General features: G+C 63.9%; 11 protein-coding genes. 9 read left to right on the top strand and 2 right to left on the bottom strand.

Features of this window, described 5'->3' with window-relative positions; genetic code table 11:
* Positions 1-21 precede the first annotated feature (21 nt).
* Entirely contained in the window at positions 22-3,513 is a 3,492-nt protein-coding gene (locus tag OX460_RS06160) for a hydantoinase B/oxoprolinase family protein (RefSeq protein ID WP_289898074.1), read from the top strand.
* Here OX460_RS06160 and OX460_RS06155 read toward each other — a convergent pair.
* Positions 3,495-4,457 (bottom strand): AraC family transcriptional regulator, encoded by a 963-nt coding sequence (locus OX460_RS06155; RefSeq protein WP_289898073.1) that lies wholly within the window; start codon positions 4,455-4,457, stop codon positions 3,495-3,497. The genes OX460_RS06160 and OX460_RS06155 overlap by 19 nt on opposite strands.
* A 179-nt stretch (positions 4,458-4,636) precedes the next feature.
* On the opposite strand from OX460_RS06155, the gene OX460_RS06150 reads away from it, so the two are divergent.
* From OX460_RS06150 to OX460_RS06120, 7 genes are all read left to right on the top strand, one after another.
* Positions 4,637-5,689: an NAD(P)-dependent alcohol dehydrogenase gene (locus OX460_RS06150; protein WP_251348907.1), complete on the top strand. Its 1,053-nt coding sequence runs from the start codon at positions 4,637-4,639 to the stop codon at positions 5,687-5,689.
* A 298-nt stretch (positions 5,690-5,987) separates the two neighbouring features.
* Positions 5,988-8,423, top strand: a complete 2,436-nt coding sequence (locus OX460_RS06145; RefSeq protein WP_289898072.1) for a membrane-bound PQQ-dependent dehydrogenase, glucose/quinate/shikimate family — start codon at positions 5,988-5,990, stop codon at positions 8,421-8,423.
* Between the two features lie 11 nt (positions 8,424-8,434).
* Positions 8,435-9,085 carry a TetR/AcrR family transcriptional regulator gene (locus OX460_RS06140; RefSeq protein ID WP_289898071.1) on the top strand — a complete coding sequence of 217 codons (651 nt, stop codon included), beginning with the start codon at positions 8,435-8,437 and terminating at the stop codon, positions 9,083-9,085.
* A gap of 263 nt (positions 9,086-9,348) precedes the next feature.
* Positions 9,349-10,056: a hypothetical protein gene (locus tag OX460_RS06135; protein WP_289898070.1), complete on the top strand. Its 708-nt coding sequence runs from the start codon at positions 9,349-9,351 to the stop codon at positions 10,054-10,056.
* Between the two features lie 172 nt (positions 10,057-10,228).
* Positions 10,229-10,531: an HNH endonuclease gene (locus tag OX460_RS06130; protein ID WP_289898069.1), complete on the top strand. Its 303-nt coding sequence runs from the start codon at positions 10,229-10,231 to the stop codon at positions 10,529-10,531.
* A 295-nt stretch (positions 10,532-10,826) separates the two neighbouring features.
* The gene (locus OX460_RS06125; RefSeq protein ID WP_289898068.1) at positions 10,827-11,360 is read left to right on the top strand and encodes a MarR family transcriptional regulator; all 534 of its coding nucleotides are present in this window, start codon (positions 10,827-10,829) and stop codon (positions 11,358-11,360) included.
* 109 nt (positions 11,361-11,469) lie between these two features.
* Complete coding sequence (locus tag OX460_RS06120; RefSeq protein ID WP_099664132.1) at positions 11,470-12,564, top strand: S41 family peptidase; 1,095 nt, start codon at positions 11,470-11,472, stop codon at positions 12,562-12,564.
* Positions 12,565-12,771: 207 nt separating this feature from the next.
* Here OX460_RS06120 and OX460_RS06115 read toward each other — a convergent pair whose 3' ends face one another.
* Positions 12,772-14,397, bottom strand: coding sequence for a tetratricopeptide repeat-containing response regulator (locus OX460_RS06115; protein ID WP_289898067.1), 1,626 nt, complete (start codon positions 14,395-14,397; stop codon positions 12,772-12,774).
* A 348-nt stretch (positions 14,398-14,745) separates the two neighbouring features.
* Between OX460_RS06115 and OX460_RS06110 the strand changes: the two genes are divergently transcribed.
* Positions 14,746-15,810 carry a GGDEF domain-containing protein gene (locus OX460_RS06110; protein WP_289898066.1) on the top strand — a complete coding sequence of 355 codons (1,065 nt, stop codon included), beginning with the start codon at positions 14,746-14,748 and terminating at the stop codon, positions 15,808-15,810.
* Positions 15,811-15,822 lie beyond the last annotated feature (12 nt).

Below are 15,822 nucleotides of genomic sequence, written 5' to 3'. Positions count from 1 at the left end.
CATAAGCGCGGGGGCAAGGCGATGGACTGGCAATTCTGGATCGACCGTGGCGGCACCTTTACGGACATCGTGGCGCGCCGTCCCGATGGCAGCCTGGCCACCTGCAAACTGCTGTCGGAAAATCCGGGCCAGTACCGCGACGCGGCGCTGGCCGGCATGCGCCGGCTGATGGACCTTGCGCCCGGTGCGCCGCTGCCCGTGGAGCAGGTGGGCGCCATCAAGATGGGCACGACGGTCGCCACCAATGCGCTGCTCGAACGCAAGGGCGAGCCCACCGTGCTGGCCATCACGCGCGGTTTTCGCGACGCCTTGCGCATCGCCTACCAGAATCGCCCGCAATTGTTCGCGCGCAAGATCATCCTGCCCGAACTGCTGTATGGTGACGTGATCGAGATCGATGAACGGGTGCGCGCCATCGCCATCGTGCTGATGCACGGCTACCGCCATCACGCGCACGAGGCGCGGGTGGCGCAGCTGGCGCGCGAAGCCGGTTTTACGCAGGTGTCCGTGTCGCATGAGGTCAGCCCCATGATGAAACTGGTGGCGCGCGGCGATACCACCGTGGTCGACGCCTATCTGTCGCCGATCCTGCGCCGCTATGTCGACCAGCTGGCGATGGAGCTGCCCGGCGTGCACCTGCAATTCATGCAGTCGAACGGCGGCTTGACGGATGCGCGCGCCTTCCAGGGCAAGGACAGTATCTTGTCCGGCCCCGCGGGCGGCATCGTCGGCATGGTGCGCGCCAGCGCGCTGGCCGGTTTCGACAAGGTCATCGGCTTCGACATGGGCGGCACTTCGACGGACGTGTCGCATTACGCGGGCGAGTTCGAACGCGTGTTCGAGACGCAGATCGCCGGCGTGCGCATGCGCGCGCCCATGATGAGCATCCATACGGTGGCCGCTGGCGGCGGCTCCCTGCTGCATTTCGACGGCGCCCGCTACAAGGTGGGGCCGGACAGCGCGGGCGCCAACCCGGGGCCCGCCAGCTACCGGCGCGGCGGCCCGCTGGCCGTCACCGACTGCAACGTCATGCTGGGCAAGCTGCAGCCCGCGTTCTTCCCCCGCGTCTTCGGCCCCGACGCCGATGAAGCGCTGGACGCGGCCACGGTGCGCGCCCAGTTCGAAGCGCTGGCGCGCACGGTCAATGCCACGCCGGAGGAGGTGGCCGAAGGCTATGTCGCCATCGCCGTGGGCAATATGGCCAACGCCATCAAGCAGATTTCCGTGCAGCGCGGCCACGACGTCACGGAATATACGCTCACCAGCTTTGGCGGCGCGGGCGGCCAGCACGCCTGCCTGGTGGCCGACGCGCTGGGCATGCGCACGGTGTTCATCCACAGCCTGGCGGGCGTGATGTCGGCCTACGGCATGGGCCTGGCCGACCAGAGCGCCATGCGCGAACGGGCCATCGAAGCGACACTGGGGGCCGACCTGGCGCGCGATTTCGCCGCACTGGGAGAGCAGGCGCGGGGCGACTTGCTGCGCCAGGGCGTGGCAGGCGAGCGCATCGCGCTCGTGCACCGCGTGCACCTGCGCTACGAAGGCACGGATTCGGCCCTCGTCGTGCTGTTCGATACGGTGGCCAGCATGCAGGCGCAGTTCGAAGCGGCGTACAAAAAACGCTTTTCCTTCCTGATGCCGGCGCGCGCCTTGATCGTCGAAGCCATTTCCGTGGAAGCCCTCGGCGCATCCGATGCGCCGCAAGTGGCCGCGCCGGCGTATGCGGCCCGCGCTGGCGCGCTGGCGCCCGTGCAGACGGTGGCCATGTACTGCGCCGGTGCATGGCGCGACAGCGGCCTGTATGCGGCGGACAGCCTGCGCCCGGGTGATGCCGTCGACGGCCCGGCCATCGTCAGCGACGCCAACGCCACCACCGTCATTGAGCCGGGCTGGCGCGCGCAAGTGACGGTGCATGGCCATTTGATCTTGCGCAGAGTCGCCGCCTTGCCGGAGCGGCGCGCCATCGGGACTGATGCCGACCCCGTGATGCTGGAAATTTTCAACAACCTGTTCATGTCGATCGCCGAGCAGATGGGTCTGCGCCTGCAAAATACGGCCCATTCCGTCAACATCAAGGAGCGACTCGATTTCAGCTGCGCCATCTTCGATGCGCAAGGCCACTTGATCGCCAATGCGCCGCACATGCCCGTGCACCTCGGTTCCATGGGCGAGAGCATCCGCACCGTCATGACGCGCAACGCGGGCGCCATGCGGCCGGGCGATGTGTACATGCTGAACGACCCGTACCACGGCGGCACGCATCTGCCCGACGTGACGGTGATTTCGCCCGTCTTCGATGAAAAGGGAGAATCCATCCTGTTCTACGTGGGCTCGCGCGGCCACCATGCGGATATCGGCGGCACGACGCCCGGGTCCATGCCGCCGGACTCCACGCGCATCGAGGAAGAGGGCGTGTTGATCGACAATTTCAAGCTGGTCGACGGCGCCACGGGCGTGATGCGCGAGGCGGAAACACTGGCCCTGCTGGCGGGCGCCAGCTGGCCGGCCCGCAATCCGCGGCAAAACCTGGCCGACCTGCGCGCCCAGGTGGCGGCCAACCAGAAGGGGGCCGAAGAACTGCATAACATGGTCGCGCATTTCGGTTTGCCTGTCGTGCAAGCCTACATGGGCCACGTGCAGGACAATGCCGAGGAAGCCGTGCGCCGGGTCATCACGACCCTGAAGGATGGCAGCTACGCGCTGGACCTGGACAACGGCGCGCGCATCCAGGTGGCGATCAGGGTCGACGTGGCGCGGCGCAGCGCCGTCATCGATTTCACGGGCACCTCGAGCCAGCTGCCGAACAACTTCAATGCGCCATCCGCCGTCTGCATGGCGGCCGTGCTGTATGTGTTCCGCACCCTCGTCGACGACGCGATTCCCCTGAATGCGGGCTGTCTGAAGCCTTTGACCGTGATCATCCCGCCCGGCTCCATGCTCAACCCGCGGTATCCGGCTTCCGTCGTCTCGGGCAACGTGGAAACCTCGACCTGCATCACGAATGCCCTGTATGGCGCGCTGGGGGCCATGGCCGCCTCGCAGGGGACGATGAACAATTTCACGTTCGGCAGCGAGAAATACCAGTATTACGAGACGATATCGGGCGGCTCGGGCGCCGGCCCCGGCTTCGACGGCACGGACGTGGTGCAGACGAACATGACCAATTCGCGCCTGACGGACCCGGAAATCCTCGAGTGGCGCTTCCCCGTGCGCCTGGACAGCTACAGCATCCGCCCAGGTTCGGGCGGAGCGGGGCGCTGGCATGGCGGCAATGGCGGCGTGCGCCGGGTGCGTTTCCTGGAGCCGATGACGGCGGCGATCCTGTCGAACAACCGGATTATTCCGCCGTTCGGCATGGCCGGCGGCGAGGCGGGCGCGCTGGGGCGCAATTACGTCGAGCGGCTTGATGGCAGCATCGAGCACCTGGCGCATATCGGCAAGACGGACATGCTGGCGGGCGACGTGTTCGTCATCGAAACGCCGGGCGGCGGCGGCTACGGCAAGACGGAATAGGCCAGGTCGGCACTGGCACTGGCGGCACTGGCGCCGCTCAGCTGCGCGCGCACCTGGCCCACGTCGCGCATGGGCGCGCGGCCGAACTGGCGGCTGTATTCGCGGCTGAACTGCGACTCGCTGGCGTAGCCGACCCGGTAGCCGGCCGTGCCCGCGTCGATCTGCTCGACCAGCATCAATCGCCGCGCTTCCTGCAGGCGCAGCAGCTTCTGGTACTGCATCGGCGTCATGGCGGTAATCGCCTTGAAGTGGTGGTGCAGCGACGACATGCTCATGTTCGCCATGCCGGCCAGGTGCTCGATGCGCAGCGGCTGCGCGTAATGGTGCTTGATCCAGTCGATGGCTTGCCCCACCTGGTGCGACTGGCTGCTGGCCAGCGCCATGTGGCGCAGGCGCGCACCCACGGGGCCATTGAGCAGGCGGTAGGTCAGCTCGCGGCGGATCAGGGGCGCCAGCGCGGCGATTTCCCCCGGCTTGTCGAGCAGGCGCACGAGGCGCAGCATCGCGTCGAGCAGCTCGGGCGACACGTCGCTGACGGAAATGCCGCGCGCGGCGGGCAGGATTTTCTGCTGCGCGGCGCTGTCGCCGCCGCTTTCGCTATCGAGCAGCGCGGCCACGTCGGCGATGTCGATGCCCAGCACCACGCACAGGTGCGGCTTGTCCACGCTCGCTTCCACCACGCGCACCTGCACCGGCAGGTCGACGGACGTCAGCAGATACTGCATGCGGCTGTAATGGAAGGTTTCCGTGCCCAGGGTGACGTCCTTCGCTCCTTGCGCGATGATGGCCACGCTGGGGCGCGCCGCATGGAACAGCGATTCCGTGACGGACGACTGGCGGTGGAAGGTGAGGTTGCCGATGGCCGTCGCGTAATCGCCCGTGCGCGGCGCGTGGCGGCTGATCAGGGCGGCGATTTCATCTTGGGGCAGGAGTAAGGTAGGCATGGGTGGCAGTATGCGTCAGGCGAGGGAGGGCAGGGGTTGATCTTACGCAGATTTGGAGGATCGTGCAAAGGTCTTGCAGGATCGCGGTAACGGCGGGGCGGCTTCTCGGGCACACTTGTGCAATCGCATGCATGGCACGCGTTCCCCCTCGTTACACACATATAGATACAGGAGTTTTCATGACCACCATCGCCAAAGGCTACGCCGCACTGGGCCCGACCTCCGCACTGCAACCGTTCACGTTCGAGCGCCGCGCCCCGCGCGAAGACGACGTGGCCATCTCGATCAAATACTGCGGCGTGTGCCATTCCGACATCCACCAGGCGCGCGACGAATGGGGCGGCGCCGCCTTCCCGATGGTGCCCGGCCATGAAATCGCCGGCGTCGTCACGGCCGTCGGCGCCAACGTCAGCAAGTTCAAGGTGGGCGACCACGTGGGCGTGGGCTGCTTCGTCGACTCCTGCACCACTTGCAAGACGCGCAACGTGGACCTGGAACAGTATATGCCCGGCCTGATCCAGACCTACAACGGCGTCGAAGCGGACGGCAAGACGGCCACGCAGGGCGGCTACTCGGACAGCATCGTCGTCAAGGAAGGCTATGTGCTGTCGATTCCCGACAACCTGCCGCTGGATGCGGCCGCGCCGCTGCTGTGCGCCGGCATCACCCTGTACTCGCCGCTGAACCACTGGAAAGCCGGCCCCGGCAAGCAGGTCGCCATCCTGGGCATGGGTGGCCTGGGCCACATGGGCGTGAAGATCGCCCACGCCATGGGCGCCGAAGTGACGGTGCTGAGCCAGACCCTGTCGAAGCGCGAAGACGGCCTGCGCCTGGGCGCCGATCACTACTACGCCACCAATGACGCGGAAACGTTCAGCAAACTGGCCGGCACCTTCGACCTGATCATCTGCACCGTGGGCGCTTCGATCGACTGGAACCAGTACATCAACCTGCTGAAAGTCGATGGCAGCATGGTCATCGTCGGCATTCCCGACGGCGCCGTGCCGCCGATCAGCGCCTTCGGCCTGGTGGGCGCCCGCCGCAGCCTGTCCGGTTCCATGATCGGCTCGATCAAGGAAACCCAGGAAATGCTGGATTTCTGCGGCAAGCACAATATCGTCTCCGACATCGAGATCATCCGCATCCAGGATATCAATGAGGCGTTCGAGCGCGTCGTCAAGAGCGATGTCAGATATCGTTTTGTGATCGATATGTCATCGCTGGCTGAGTAATTTGACAAGGGGTCGGACCCGTCGGGTCCGACCCCAGCTTTTCCGGTGCTGAGCCCTGAGCACCATTGGATACTCCGAGCGAGGCACAAGGCTGGGGTCAGACCCATCGGGTCTGACCCCTTGGTTGCCGCCAACACCTCATCTCCGCCAAAAATCAAGCTTCCACATCAATTTTTCTTTCCTTGCGTCAAAAATCGGCATAAAATGAAACCGTACAGTACAGTTTCACTACGTAGATTTAAAAAATCAGCCATCCCCGGCGTGTTGGCCTGGGCAGGGGAGGCGTCATGGATAAAAAATGGACACTTCAACAAAGAATGGAGCGGCGGCGATCCCGGCGATCCCGGCGGTCTCCAGGGGCAAGCGCATTACCCTGGCGGTTTTTGGCGTTTTTCTCGGATGTTCCGGCCTGGCCCTGGCGGCGGGCGGCATCGAACTGATTACTCTCGGCGGTTCCTGGTATTACCTGCTGGCCGGTCTCGGTTTAATATTGGCCGGCGTGCTGTACTGGCGCCGCAAACCGCTGGCCAGTGGCGTGGTCGCTGCGCTGGTGCTGGCCACCTTGCTGTGGGCCGTGTGGGAAATCGGCTTCGCCTTCTGGCCCATGGTGCCGCGCCTGGCGCCATTCCTCGTCATCGGTCTGGTGGCCGCCTTGCTGCATCCGTGGCTGGCAGGCCGTGGCCACGGCGGCCAGTCGCACGGCTTCGCGGCCCTGTTTGCCGTCGTGCTGGTGGCCGGCTTTGCCTCTATGTTCCAGCCGCACGGCGTGCTGGAAGCCACCGCGCAGCCGCAGCAGGATGCCGTGACGCCCGTCAATGACGGCAGCGCCAACTGGGCGCATTATGGCCATGGGCCGAAAGGCACGCGCTTCGCGCCGTACACGCAGATCGACCAGCAGAATGTCGGCCAGCTGCAAGTGGCGTGGAGTTACCGCACGGGCGAGCTGGCCGAGGGCGCGTCCGAATCGCAGAATACGCCGCTGCAGATCGGCAACACCATCTATACGTGTACGCCGACCAGCAAGGTCATCGCGCTGGACGCGGACACGGGCAAGGAGCGCTGGACCTTCGATCCGAAGCCGGTCAACACGAAGACGTGGAACCGCTGCCGCGGCGTCGGCTATTACGAGCCGGCCAAAGTGACAAAGCCGTTCCGTGTCGAGGGCATGCAGGCGTCCGGCGCGCCGGCGGCGGGCGCGTGCGCCAAGCGCATCGTGCAAGTGACCATGGATGCGCGCCTGATCGAGATCGACGCGCAGACGGGCAAGCAGTGCGAGGGCTTCGGCGACAAGGGGTCCGTCGACCTCACCGTCGGCCTGGGCAAGGTGAAAATGAACGTGCCGTACTACGCCTACACGTCCGCGCCCACGGTGGCGCGCAACCTGATCATCCTCGGCGGCTGGGTCTTCGACGGCCGCTCCACCGATGAACCGTCGGGCGTCGTGCGCGCGTACAGCGCCGACACGGGGGAACTGGTGTGGGCCTGGGACCTGGGCAATCCGGCCATCACCAAGTTGCCGCCGGAAGGGCAGACCTACACGCGCAGCACGCCGAACATGTGGTCGACCCCGGCCTTCGACGACGAATTGGGCCTCGTCTACCTGCCGACGGGGAACGAGCAGCCGGACTTCTGGGGCGGCAAGCGCCCGCCGCTGACGGAAAAATACGCGTCGGCCATCGTCGCCCTCGACATGGCCACGGGCCGCGAACGGTGGACGTATCAAACCGTCCACCACGACATCTGGGATTACGACGTGGCGGCGCAGCCGGCCCTGTACGACGTCCCGGACGGCAAGGGCGGCAAGATTCCCGCACTGGTGCAGCTGACCAAGCGTGGCCAGATCTTCATGCTGGACCGCCGCACGGGCAAGCCGATTGCCGAAGTCATCGAAAAAGCCGTGCCGCAGGAGCACGCGGCCGGCGACTGGGTGGCAAAGACGCAGCCATACTCCACCGGCATGCCGGCCCTGGGCGCGGAAACCCTGACGGAGCGCGACATGTGGGGCGCCACCTTCTTCGACCAGCTGGCGTGCCGCATCAGCTTCCGCAAGCTTAATTACAAAGGGGAGTTCACTGCGCCAAGCACGCAAGAGACCTTGATCTATCCGGGCTACTACGGCGGCTTCAATTGGGGCGGCGCGGCCGTCGATGAAAGCAATGGCTATATGTTCGTCAATGATATCCGCATGCCGCAAGTGGTCAAGCTGGTGCCGCGCGAAACGGTGGACGTGGCCAAGCTGACGTCGGGCCACGGCGTGGGCAGCACCTATCCGATGGATGGCACGCCCTTCGTCATCGACCACAAGGCCTTCAATTCGCCGCTGGGCATACCTTGCCAAAGCCCGCCGTGGGGCGTGTTTGCCGCCATCGATTTGAAGACGCGCACGAAAGTGTGGGAACGTCCGGCCGGCACGGTGCAGGACGCCGTCATCAACGGCGTGCGCGCGCGGCTGCCCATCCCGCTGGGCATGCCCACCCTGGGCGGCGGCGTGAGCACGGCGTCGGGCCTCGTGTTTTATGCGGGCACGCAGGATTACTATCTGCGCGCCATGGACATCGCCACGGGACGTGAAGTGTGGAAGGCGCGCATGCCCGTCGGTTCGCAAGGCACGCCGATGACGTATGTGTCGCCAGCCTCGGGCCGCCAGTACGTCGTGGTGGCGGCGGGCGGCGCCCGCCAGAGCCCGGACCGGGGAGATTACGTGATAGCATACGCGCTTCCCAAGACACAGTAAGAGTTTGCTTCATGCCCCAGTTGCGCACCGTTCCAGCTTCCCCGAGTACCCGAAGCGAGGAGCGGCGGCGCAAGCTGCTGGTGGCGGCGGCGGACCTCTTCCTCGCTTCCGGCTACGACGGCGTCAGCATGGACGCCATCGTGGCCGAGGCGGGCGGCTCGAAGGCCACGGCCTACCGCTACTTCGGCAGCAAGCAGGAGCTGCTGGTGGCGGTGGTCGAATACCTGTGCGCCGATTTCATCATCGACCTGCGCCGGCTCGATACCTCGCAAGCGGGCCTGGAACAGGGCTTGCAGCTGATCCTCGATGAACTGGTGGCCGTCGTCACCAGCCCCCGCCACGTGGATTTCTACCGCCTTGTCGTCACAGGCGCGGCCGCCGTGCCGGCCGTCGGCCTGACCTGGTACGAACACGGTCCGCAAGTGTGGCACGCACTGATATTACGCCTGCTGGAGCAGCAGCGCGCCCAGGGGCGCATCGCGCCCGACACCTCGTTTTCCAACCTGCCGCAGATCCTGTTCGACGCCGTCTTTTCGCACCTGACCACGCGCACCGTCATGCTGGGGCAGGGCGGCAATGCGGCTACGTTCCGGCCCCTGATCGCGGAACTGATCGAACTGGTGGTGGCAAGGGTGGCGCGCAAGGCGGATTCGGCCCGCTAGGACCGTAATCCGAGAATAGTCTGTTGGCCGCTGGTATTCGGATGACGCGCTTGCGTGCTTCGGCGGCCCTGTTAATCCGATCTGCGCGACCGGGAGGCGGTTGGCCGCCTTTCGGCGATGTTGATGATCAGTTCTGCGGTGTCGTGTGAACCCGTCGCAATCTAAAAAATATTTTTGCATAATGATGCAAAATAAATGCGGTTTCCATCTCCGAGAAACGTCTGGCTTATGTAAGTCACTATTTACATAAGGTTGCATCATCAATGGCTCAAAATTTAGTAGTCCCTCCCGGATTCGTGCCCTATCCTGATCCAGACGACGTCTTTATGGAAGACGTCGGGCTCCATCTGAAAGTGTTCCATCCTATTCTAACCATACCCGCAGCACAGGTCGACCCTACGTGGACCGGGCAGTTCCACTTCGTCTTGCCCATAGAGCCGTATGATGGTGCTTTGGGCGAAGGCAGCACGGATTACTACGGTCCTCACTGTGGCGAAGCATGGATTAAGTTCGTTCGGATAGGATCAAAGTATCGATTCGCCGGGGATTGGCGCTATTTTGCGATTAATAGGGAGCATGATGTGGAGGCTGACTTCTGGTACGGGGAGGCCAACAAAAGCTATGCCGAGCGTAGGCGCGCATGGCATGAGCAGGGTCTCATGAATCGGCAATCTGACAGCTTTGGTTGGGGCAGCGCTTTTGGAGAAAATGCCCTGGCCGGCAACTGGACCAACGATCTCTCCTTGCCTGATGAGGTGGCTAAATGGGGATTCAGGCCATCTCGGATGATGCGCGAGGACGAGACGGTTAATGGCGTCAACTTCACTCATCCGCTAAACGAACAGGGGCAGCGATATCGATTAATTGGGATATTGCTTGGGTATCGCTATCGGGATCATGGAGCAGATAAACTTTTGATGTTCTACGACACTCCATCGAGTACTATTTTAATCATGTTGGACTTTAGCTAAGCCGGCCTGTTGCACCTGCCTCGGAAAGAAATAAGCGTCACCTGCCTGCGAGTTCCGCCGGAGCGCACCATCAGCAGAGCTTAAGCGGCCAGGGCTGGCGTCTATTTTGGCGTGATGCCGCCAGGGGGCGGATGATATAGTGGCGGGAATGTATACACTGAAAGAAACTGCCATGAAAAACGACGCAACCGCGCGCCCGCAAGCCAGCCAGACGCCTGTCAGGCTCAGCAAAGGGGACTTCGTCACCGCATTGCGCAAACTGCTGCAAGAAGAGGGAAAGGCCGGCAAGACCAGCGTGGACGTGCGCGCTGCAACCCTGCACACCGACGTCGGCATCTATCCGGCGCGCGGCCACTCAATGCCGACCTGCTGCACCGTGATGTATGAAGAGATGCTGCCCGGTGACGAGATACTGCTGACGCCATCCGGCGGCAAGGGACCTACGCTGCTGATACGGTACAAATTGCCGCGCTGACAATCGCGGTCCTGGAAACAGCTTACAACCTGGCGTAAATGCAGGCGATGACCTGTGGCGCGCAGTAGCCGGCGCGCTGCTGATGCCAGCCCGGTCGGGCAGGGCATCCTTCGCCATCCGTCAGGGCGGGGATGCCCCGTTGGCCCTTGACGCCATCCATCCGTTTTTCACCTTATCTCGTCTCTCATCTTCCTGAGTTCCACGCGGCAGCCTCCGGCGGCAGCTCGCCGCAAGCGTTTTCAAATATGTAAAATATTTATATAAGCTCTTATGTAAATGGTGCTACCATGGTTCCATGAAACCTGGACTCGGCACACAATTACGACATCTCATCGAACTGCTGGACGGCGCGGTCGAGCAAGCCTACGTGGACGCGGGGCTGGATTACCGGCCGCGCTACACACCGGTGATGCGGGTGCTGGCCGAGCAGGCTAGCGCGACCGTCGGCGAGCTGGCGGCCCTGGCCGGCCTCACGCAGCCCGCCGCGACGCAGACAGTGGCCTTGATGGTGAAAAAGGGCCTGTTGACGGTGACCGCCGGCGGCGCAGACGGCAGGCAGCGCGTGGTGCGGCTCAGCGCCACTGGCGAAACGCTGCTGCCGCGCCTGCGCGTGTGCTGGCAGGCGACCAAATCGGCGGCCGACAGCCTCGATGCGGAACTGGCGTTTCCCTTGTCCGCCTGCCTCGGACAGGCGATCGCCGTACTCGAGACACGCTCCTTCGGCGCGCGCATCCGCGACGCCAACTTGCAGCGCCTGCGCGACGGCGGGCTGCAGCCGGATACCGCTCTGGCGCAGGCACGGCCACACCTGGACGATCAACCCGAATGATGCAGGCATGCCTGCCCAGGCGCCGCTTCGATGACGCGCCCAGGGGGGCGTCACGCGTATTTTTTTCACACAACGATCAATCGCTTCGCAGTCCAACTTGGAGGAATGTATGTCAGGTAGCAAGAAATTTGTCGCAGCTGTCGTATTGGGTACGCTGGTGTCGTTTCAGGCCTTTGCGGCGGCGGACACCGCGTTGAACGCGTCCGGCCGCGCTGCGATCGTGCAGACACTGGTCACGAAAATGAACGCGAATTACATCGAACCGGCTGTGGCCGAACGGGTCGGCACTGCGATCGCCAGGAAAAATGCCGAAGGAGGCTATGCGAGCGCCGCCAACACCCAGGCGTTCAGTACCGCGCTGGCAAAGGACTTGCGGGAATTGAGCGGCGACTTGCATTTTGGCACCGCAGTGTACGAAGGCCTTCGCGAGCGCAGCGCCAACCCCGAGCTGCCTAGCCGCGCCAAGACGGACGAATGGCGCGACCAGACCGCGCGGCGCGGCTATGACATCGAGAAGATCGAACGCCTTCCCGGCAACGTCGGCTATATCGAGCTGCGCGGCTTTGGCGGCCCGGAATACGTCAGCGCGGCGTACACGGCGGCGATGTCGCTCATGGCGGGGACGGATGCGCTGATCCTCGACCTGCGCCGCAACGGCGGCGGCAGCCCGGCCAGCGTGGCTTACCTGATGAGTCATTTCTTCCCGCTCGGCGACGAGCGCCATCTGATCGACATGTACGATCGCCCGACCGGTCTGACGCGGCAGTTCTGGACCGTGAAGACGGTCGCACAGCGTTACGACAAGCCCGTGTACGTGCTGACCTCGGCCCGCACGTTTTCCGCCGGAGAGGATTTCTCGTATGGCATCCAGGCGCAAAAGCGCGGCACGGTGGTCGGGGAAACCACCGGCGGCGGCTCCAATCCCGTGAGCTGGTACAACCTTGGGCAGGACATCATCGTCTCGATCCCGACCGCGCGCACGACCAATGTCGTCACCAAAACCAACTGGGAGCACGTCGGCGTGAAACCGGACATCGCCGTGCCCGCGGCGCAGGCGCTGCAGGCGGCGCATGTCGCCATCCTGCGCAACCTGGTGTCATCGGCCAAGGAGGGCAGCGAGCGCAAGGAACTGCAGCGCGTGCTTGCGATGGCGGAAAAAGGCGAATCCGAGAAGCCGGTCTACACGCTCAGGGGAGAGCCTTGATGCAAGCCGCCGGACATGCCGGCGAAGAAGCGCGCGGCTCGCTAATCCGACCTGCGCGCTTTTGACGCCAACGCACGTCACGACGCCTCTGAAAACCGTAGCGAGCAAGCCCAATGTCGGGTTGAGCAGCGCAGCCGTACTTTAGTACGGTGAGCAACGCCGACCCGAGAGTGGGCTGCGCAGCAGGTTTGCAGTGCGTCCCTCAGATCAGGTCGCAATACCATATTTGTGCTGCGTGGCCGCATACTGCTGCTTGAGCGACTCCAGCTTCGGATGCTTGGGGTCGATCTTGCGGATCACCTGCATCTGGTGCTGCGCCTGTTCGGCCAGCGGGGCTTCCCAGCCCAGCATATTGAGCTGGCGCAAGATGGCGTCGACGGAGGCGAACAGCACGGGCAGGTTGCCCGGCGTCTTGCGCAGGGCCTGGCGCAGCACGAAGACGGCGCCCTTGAGCTCTCCGCTTTCCGACTTGCTGGCCGCATCCTGCATCAGTTCCTGCACCTGGTTCGTGATCTGCTGGCCCATGCCTTGCGCCAGATCATGGCGGCCCGCCTTTTCAAACACGTCCACGGCCGCTTCCATCGTCACCTCGCTGTCCGCTTCGTTGACGAGCTTCATCATGACGTCGGACGCCGCCTGCTCCAGGTTGTTCTTCAGGCAGCTTTGCACCAGACCCACCTTCAGCTGCGTCGACAGGCCCCGCGCCGTGTCCAGGGCGGCGGCGGCCAGCTGCAGTTCGCTGGCGGCGGCGATGTCGTTGCCCGACAATTCATGCAGCATGGCGGCCGAGATGGCGCGGCACGCTTCCACGTTGGCGCCGCCGCGCAGCGAGCGTTCCATGTCGCGCAGTACGCCGCTCGCCTGCGGCGCATCGCCTTTCTTCACCAGCGTCTTCACCAGGTTGACGTGGTCTTCCGGATCGCGGAATTCGGAGTACTTCGCTTTCGTCACGACCTGTTTATACGCCCGTTCGGCCGCGCCGATGTCGCCCGTGTCATACGCGATGCCGCCCAGGTGGCGCAGGCGGCGCACCATGTGCGGCGAGATGGCCACCGCGTCTTCGAGTATTTTCTTGGCCTGCAGCTGCTGGCCCATGGCTTCGTGGTTTTTCGCCAGCAAGTCGTAGGCGGCCATGAAGCGGGGATAGATTTCCACCAGTTCCAGCAGAGAATCCTGCGCCTCTTCGTGGCGCTGCTGCTCGAACAGGGTGCGCGCCAGTCCCAGGTGGGCCCAGGCCATGGGGCGCGTGGCCAGCATGTCGGCGTACAGCTGTTCCGCTTCCTTCCATTCGCCCAGGGTGAGGTGCAGCTCGGCGCGCAGGCGGGTGAAATCGGCCGCCAGGCGCGGATGCTGCAGCTCGGCCGCGCGGCAGCTTTTCACGGCTTCGCGCAAGTCGCCCTTGTCGATCAGCTGGTAGGTGGGCAGGAACATGGCGCGCCGCTCGATGGCGCGCGCGATGCGTCCGCTCAGCACGTCGACGGTGAACGGTTTTAATATGTAGTCGGACGGGGTCAGTTCGGCCGCGCTGATCACCTTGCTGTGGATGGCTTCGGAAGTCAGCATGATGAAGATCGTCCACAGGCCGATCAGCTTGTGGTGGCGCAAGTCTTCCAGCAATTGCTGGCCATCCTGGCCATCCGTGCCACTACCAAGATCGTATTCGCACAGGATGATGTCGAACGGTTTCTTCGTCAGCAAGCGGATGGCCGTGCCGGAATTGACGGCATATTCCACCTTGGTGATGGCCGCCTGGTTCAGCATATTGTGCAGATTGCCCCGCATGCTGGGGTTCGGGTCGACGATCAGGACAGATAAGTCGCTAGTTTCTGGCATTGTTCAGCTCTCGTTCATCTGTTCGGTCATTTGCGGGAACTCTTCTTATATGTCTCTGCCTGGCAGTATTGTTTTTTATCAGCATACTGCAAAGGCGCCCGACACTGCCAGCAAAATGCATGCAATCGGGCGCGGGGCGGGGCGCAGGATGCATCCGCTGGCGCGCGGCGTTGTATTTCATGGCGCCGTTGCCCTGCGCGCGGGCGCCGGAGCCGTATATTCCAGCACATAGTTGACTAGCATGATAGTATCCTAATTACAACTAATGTTGGATGCCGCGCAATCTTGCGGCCAGGCATGCGCAAGGCTGTACCGGGCGCTTTTTCTCTTTGTGGTGTCGATACCCGTATGCGTGTTCCTGACCTTTCTTTCTTGCGGCGCATTGCCGTCCCCCTCGCTTTTGGCGGCAACAGCGAGCAGCAGCACACGTATTTCGCGGAATTGCACCGGGTCGGCATGGTGACGCAGCTGCTGGGCATCATCGCCTACAGCCTGACCTGGCTGCTGATGCCCGATCCCTATCATCCAAACTTCTCGCACGCCGTGCTGGCGCTGCTGGGCATGTTGACGAGCCTGATCGTGCGCTACCGCTGCACCACCTTGCCCGTGCTGACCATTACGGGCGCCTGCGCCGTGCTGACCCTGACCTTCGGCCTGCGCACCATGGCCGACGCCGTCCATCACGCCAGCTTCTGGGTCTTGCCCGTGGGCGTCTTCATGACCCTGGCCATCGCCTCCATCTTCAATGGCGGCCTCAGTTACCTGGCCGTCGTGGCGGGCGTGTGGTGGAACGTGGGCCACGGCCTGTATCCGGTGAACGCGGGCTTGCCCGACGAATCCTGGGCGCCGCTGATGATCGCCGTCAGCGTGCTGTTCGGGCTGGCGCTGAATGTCAGCTTTAGTTTATTGCGCTTGCGCAACTATCACTCCAAGGTGGAATTGACGCGGCTGGCCTTCCAGGACGGCTTGACGGGCCTCAACAACCGCCGCATGTTCACGCAGCGCGCCCAGCAGATGCATGGCGCGCCGCACGGCGGCATGCTGTATTTCCTGATGATCGATATCGACGATTTCAAGATCATCAACGACCAGCAGGGCCACGATGCGGGCGACGAGGTGCTGGTGCGCACGGCCGCCATCATCGCCGACAAGGCGCAAGGCCATCTGTGCGGGCGCCTGGGCGGCGAGGAATTCGGCATCGTCTACGCGGGCGACCGCGACGCGGCGCGCGCATTTGCCGGCGCCCTGGTCGAGGCCGTCAGCCAGGCTTTCCATGCGGCACAGTTTGTGTCGATCAGCGTGGGCGTGGCCGAGCTGGACCGGGGCAAGGAGCTGGGCCACAGCTACCGGCTGGCCGACGAGGCGCTGTACCTGGCCAAGCGGCAGGGCAAGAACCGCTACGTGATCGCCTGATCGTCGGCTGAC

Source organism: Janthinobacterium sp. SUN033 (assembly GCF_030397595.1).
Lineage (GTDB): Bacteria > Pseudomonadota > Gammaproteobacteria > Burkholderiales > Burkholderiaceae_D > Janthinobacterium > Janthinobacterium kumbetense.
Note: the sequence above shows the minus strand (reverse complement) of the source record. Positions and strands in the feature narration are given on the sequence as shown.

What these genes read in the sequence shown, in the direction of transcription:
- OX460_RS06160 (WP_289898074.1), top strand. Translation starts at nt 22, where the DNA reads ATGGACTGGCAATTCTGGATCGACCGTGGCGGCACCTTTACGGACATC.
- OX460_RS06155 (WP_289898073.1), bottom strand. Translation starts at nt 4,457, where the DNA reads ATGCCTACCTTACTCCTGCCCCAAGATGAAATCGCCGCCCTGATCAGC.
- OX460_RS06150 (WP_251348907.1), top strand. Translation starts at nt 4,637, where the DNA reads ATGACCACCATCGCCAAAGGCTACGCCGCACTGGGCCCGACCTCCGCA.
- OX460_RS06145 (WP_289898072.1), top strand. Translation starts at nt 5,988, where the DNA reads ATGGACACTTCAACAAAGAATGGAGCGGCGGCGATCCCGGCGATCCCG.
- OX460_RS06140 (WP_289898071.1), top strand. Translation starts at nt 8,435, where the DNA reads ATGCCCCAGTTGCGCACCGTTCCAGCTTCCCCGAGTACCCGAAGCGAG.
- OX460_RS06135 (WP_289898070.1), top strand. Translation starts at nt 9,349, where the DNA reads ATGGCTCAAAATTTAGTAGTCCCTCCCGGATTCGTGCCCTATCCTGAT.
- OX460_RS06130 (WP_289898069.1), top strand. Translation starts at nt 10,229, where the DNA reads ATGAAAAACGACGCAACCGCGCGCCCGCAAGCCAGCCAGACGCCTGTC.
- OX460_RS06125 (WP_289898068.1), top strand. Translation starts at nt 10,827, where the DNA reads ATGAAACCTGGACTCGGCACACAATTACGACATCTCATCGAACTGCTG.
- OX460_RS06120 (WP_099664132.1), top strand. Translation starts at nt 11,470, where the DNA reads ATGTCAGGTAGCAAGAAATTTGTCGCAGCTGTCGTATTGGGTACGCTG.
- OX460_RS06115 (WP_289898067.1), bottom strand. Translation starts at nt 14,397, where the DNA reads ATGCCAGAAACTAGCGACTTATCTGTCCTGATCGTCGACCCGAACCCC.
- OX460_RS06110 (WP_289898066.1), top strand. Translation starts at nt 14,746, where the DNA reads ATGCGTGTTCCTGACCTTTCTTTCTTGCGGCGCATTGCCGTCCCCCTC.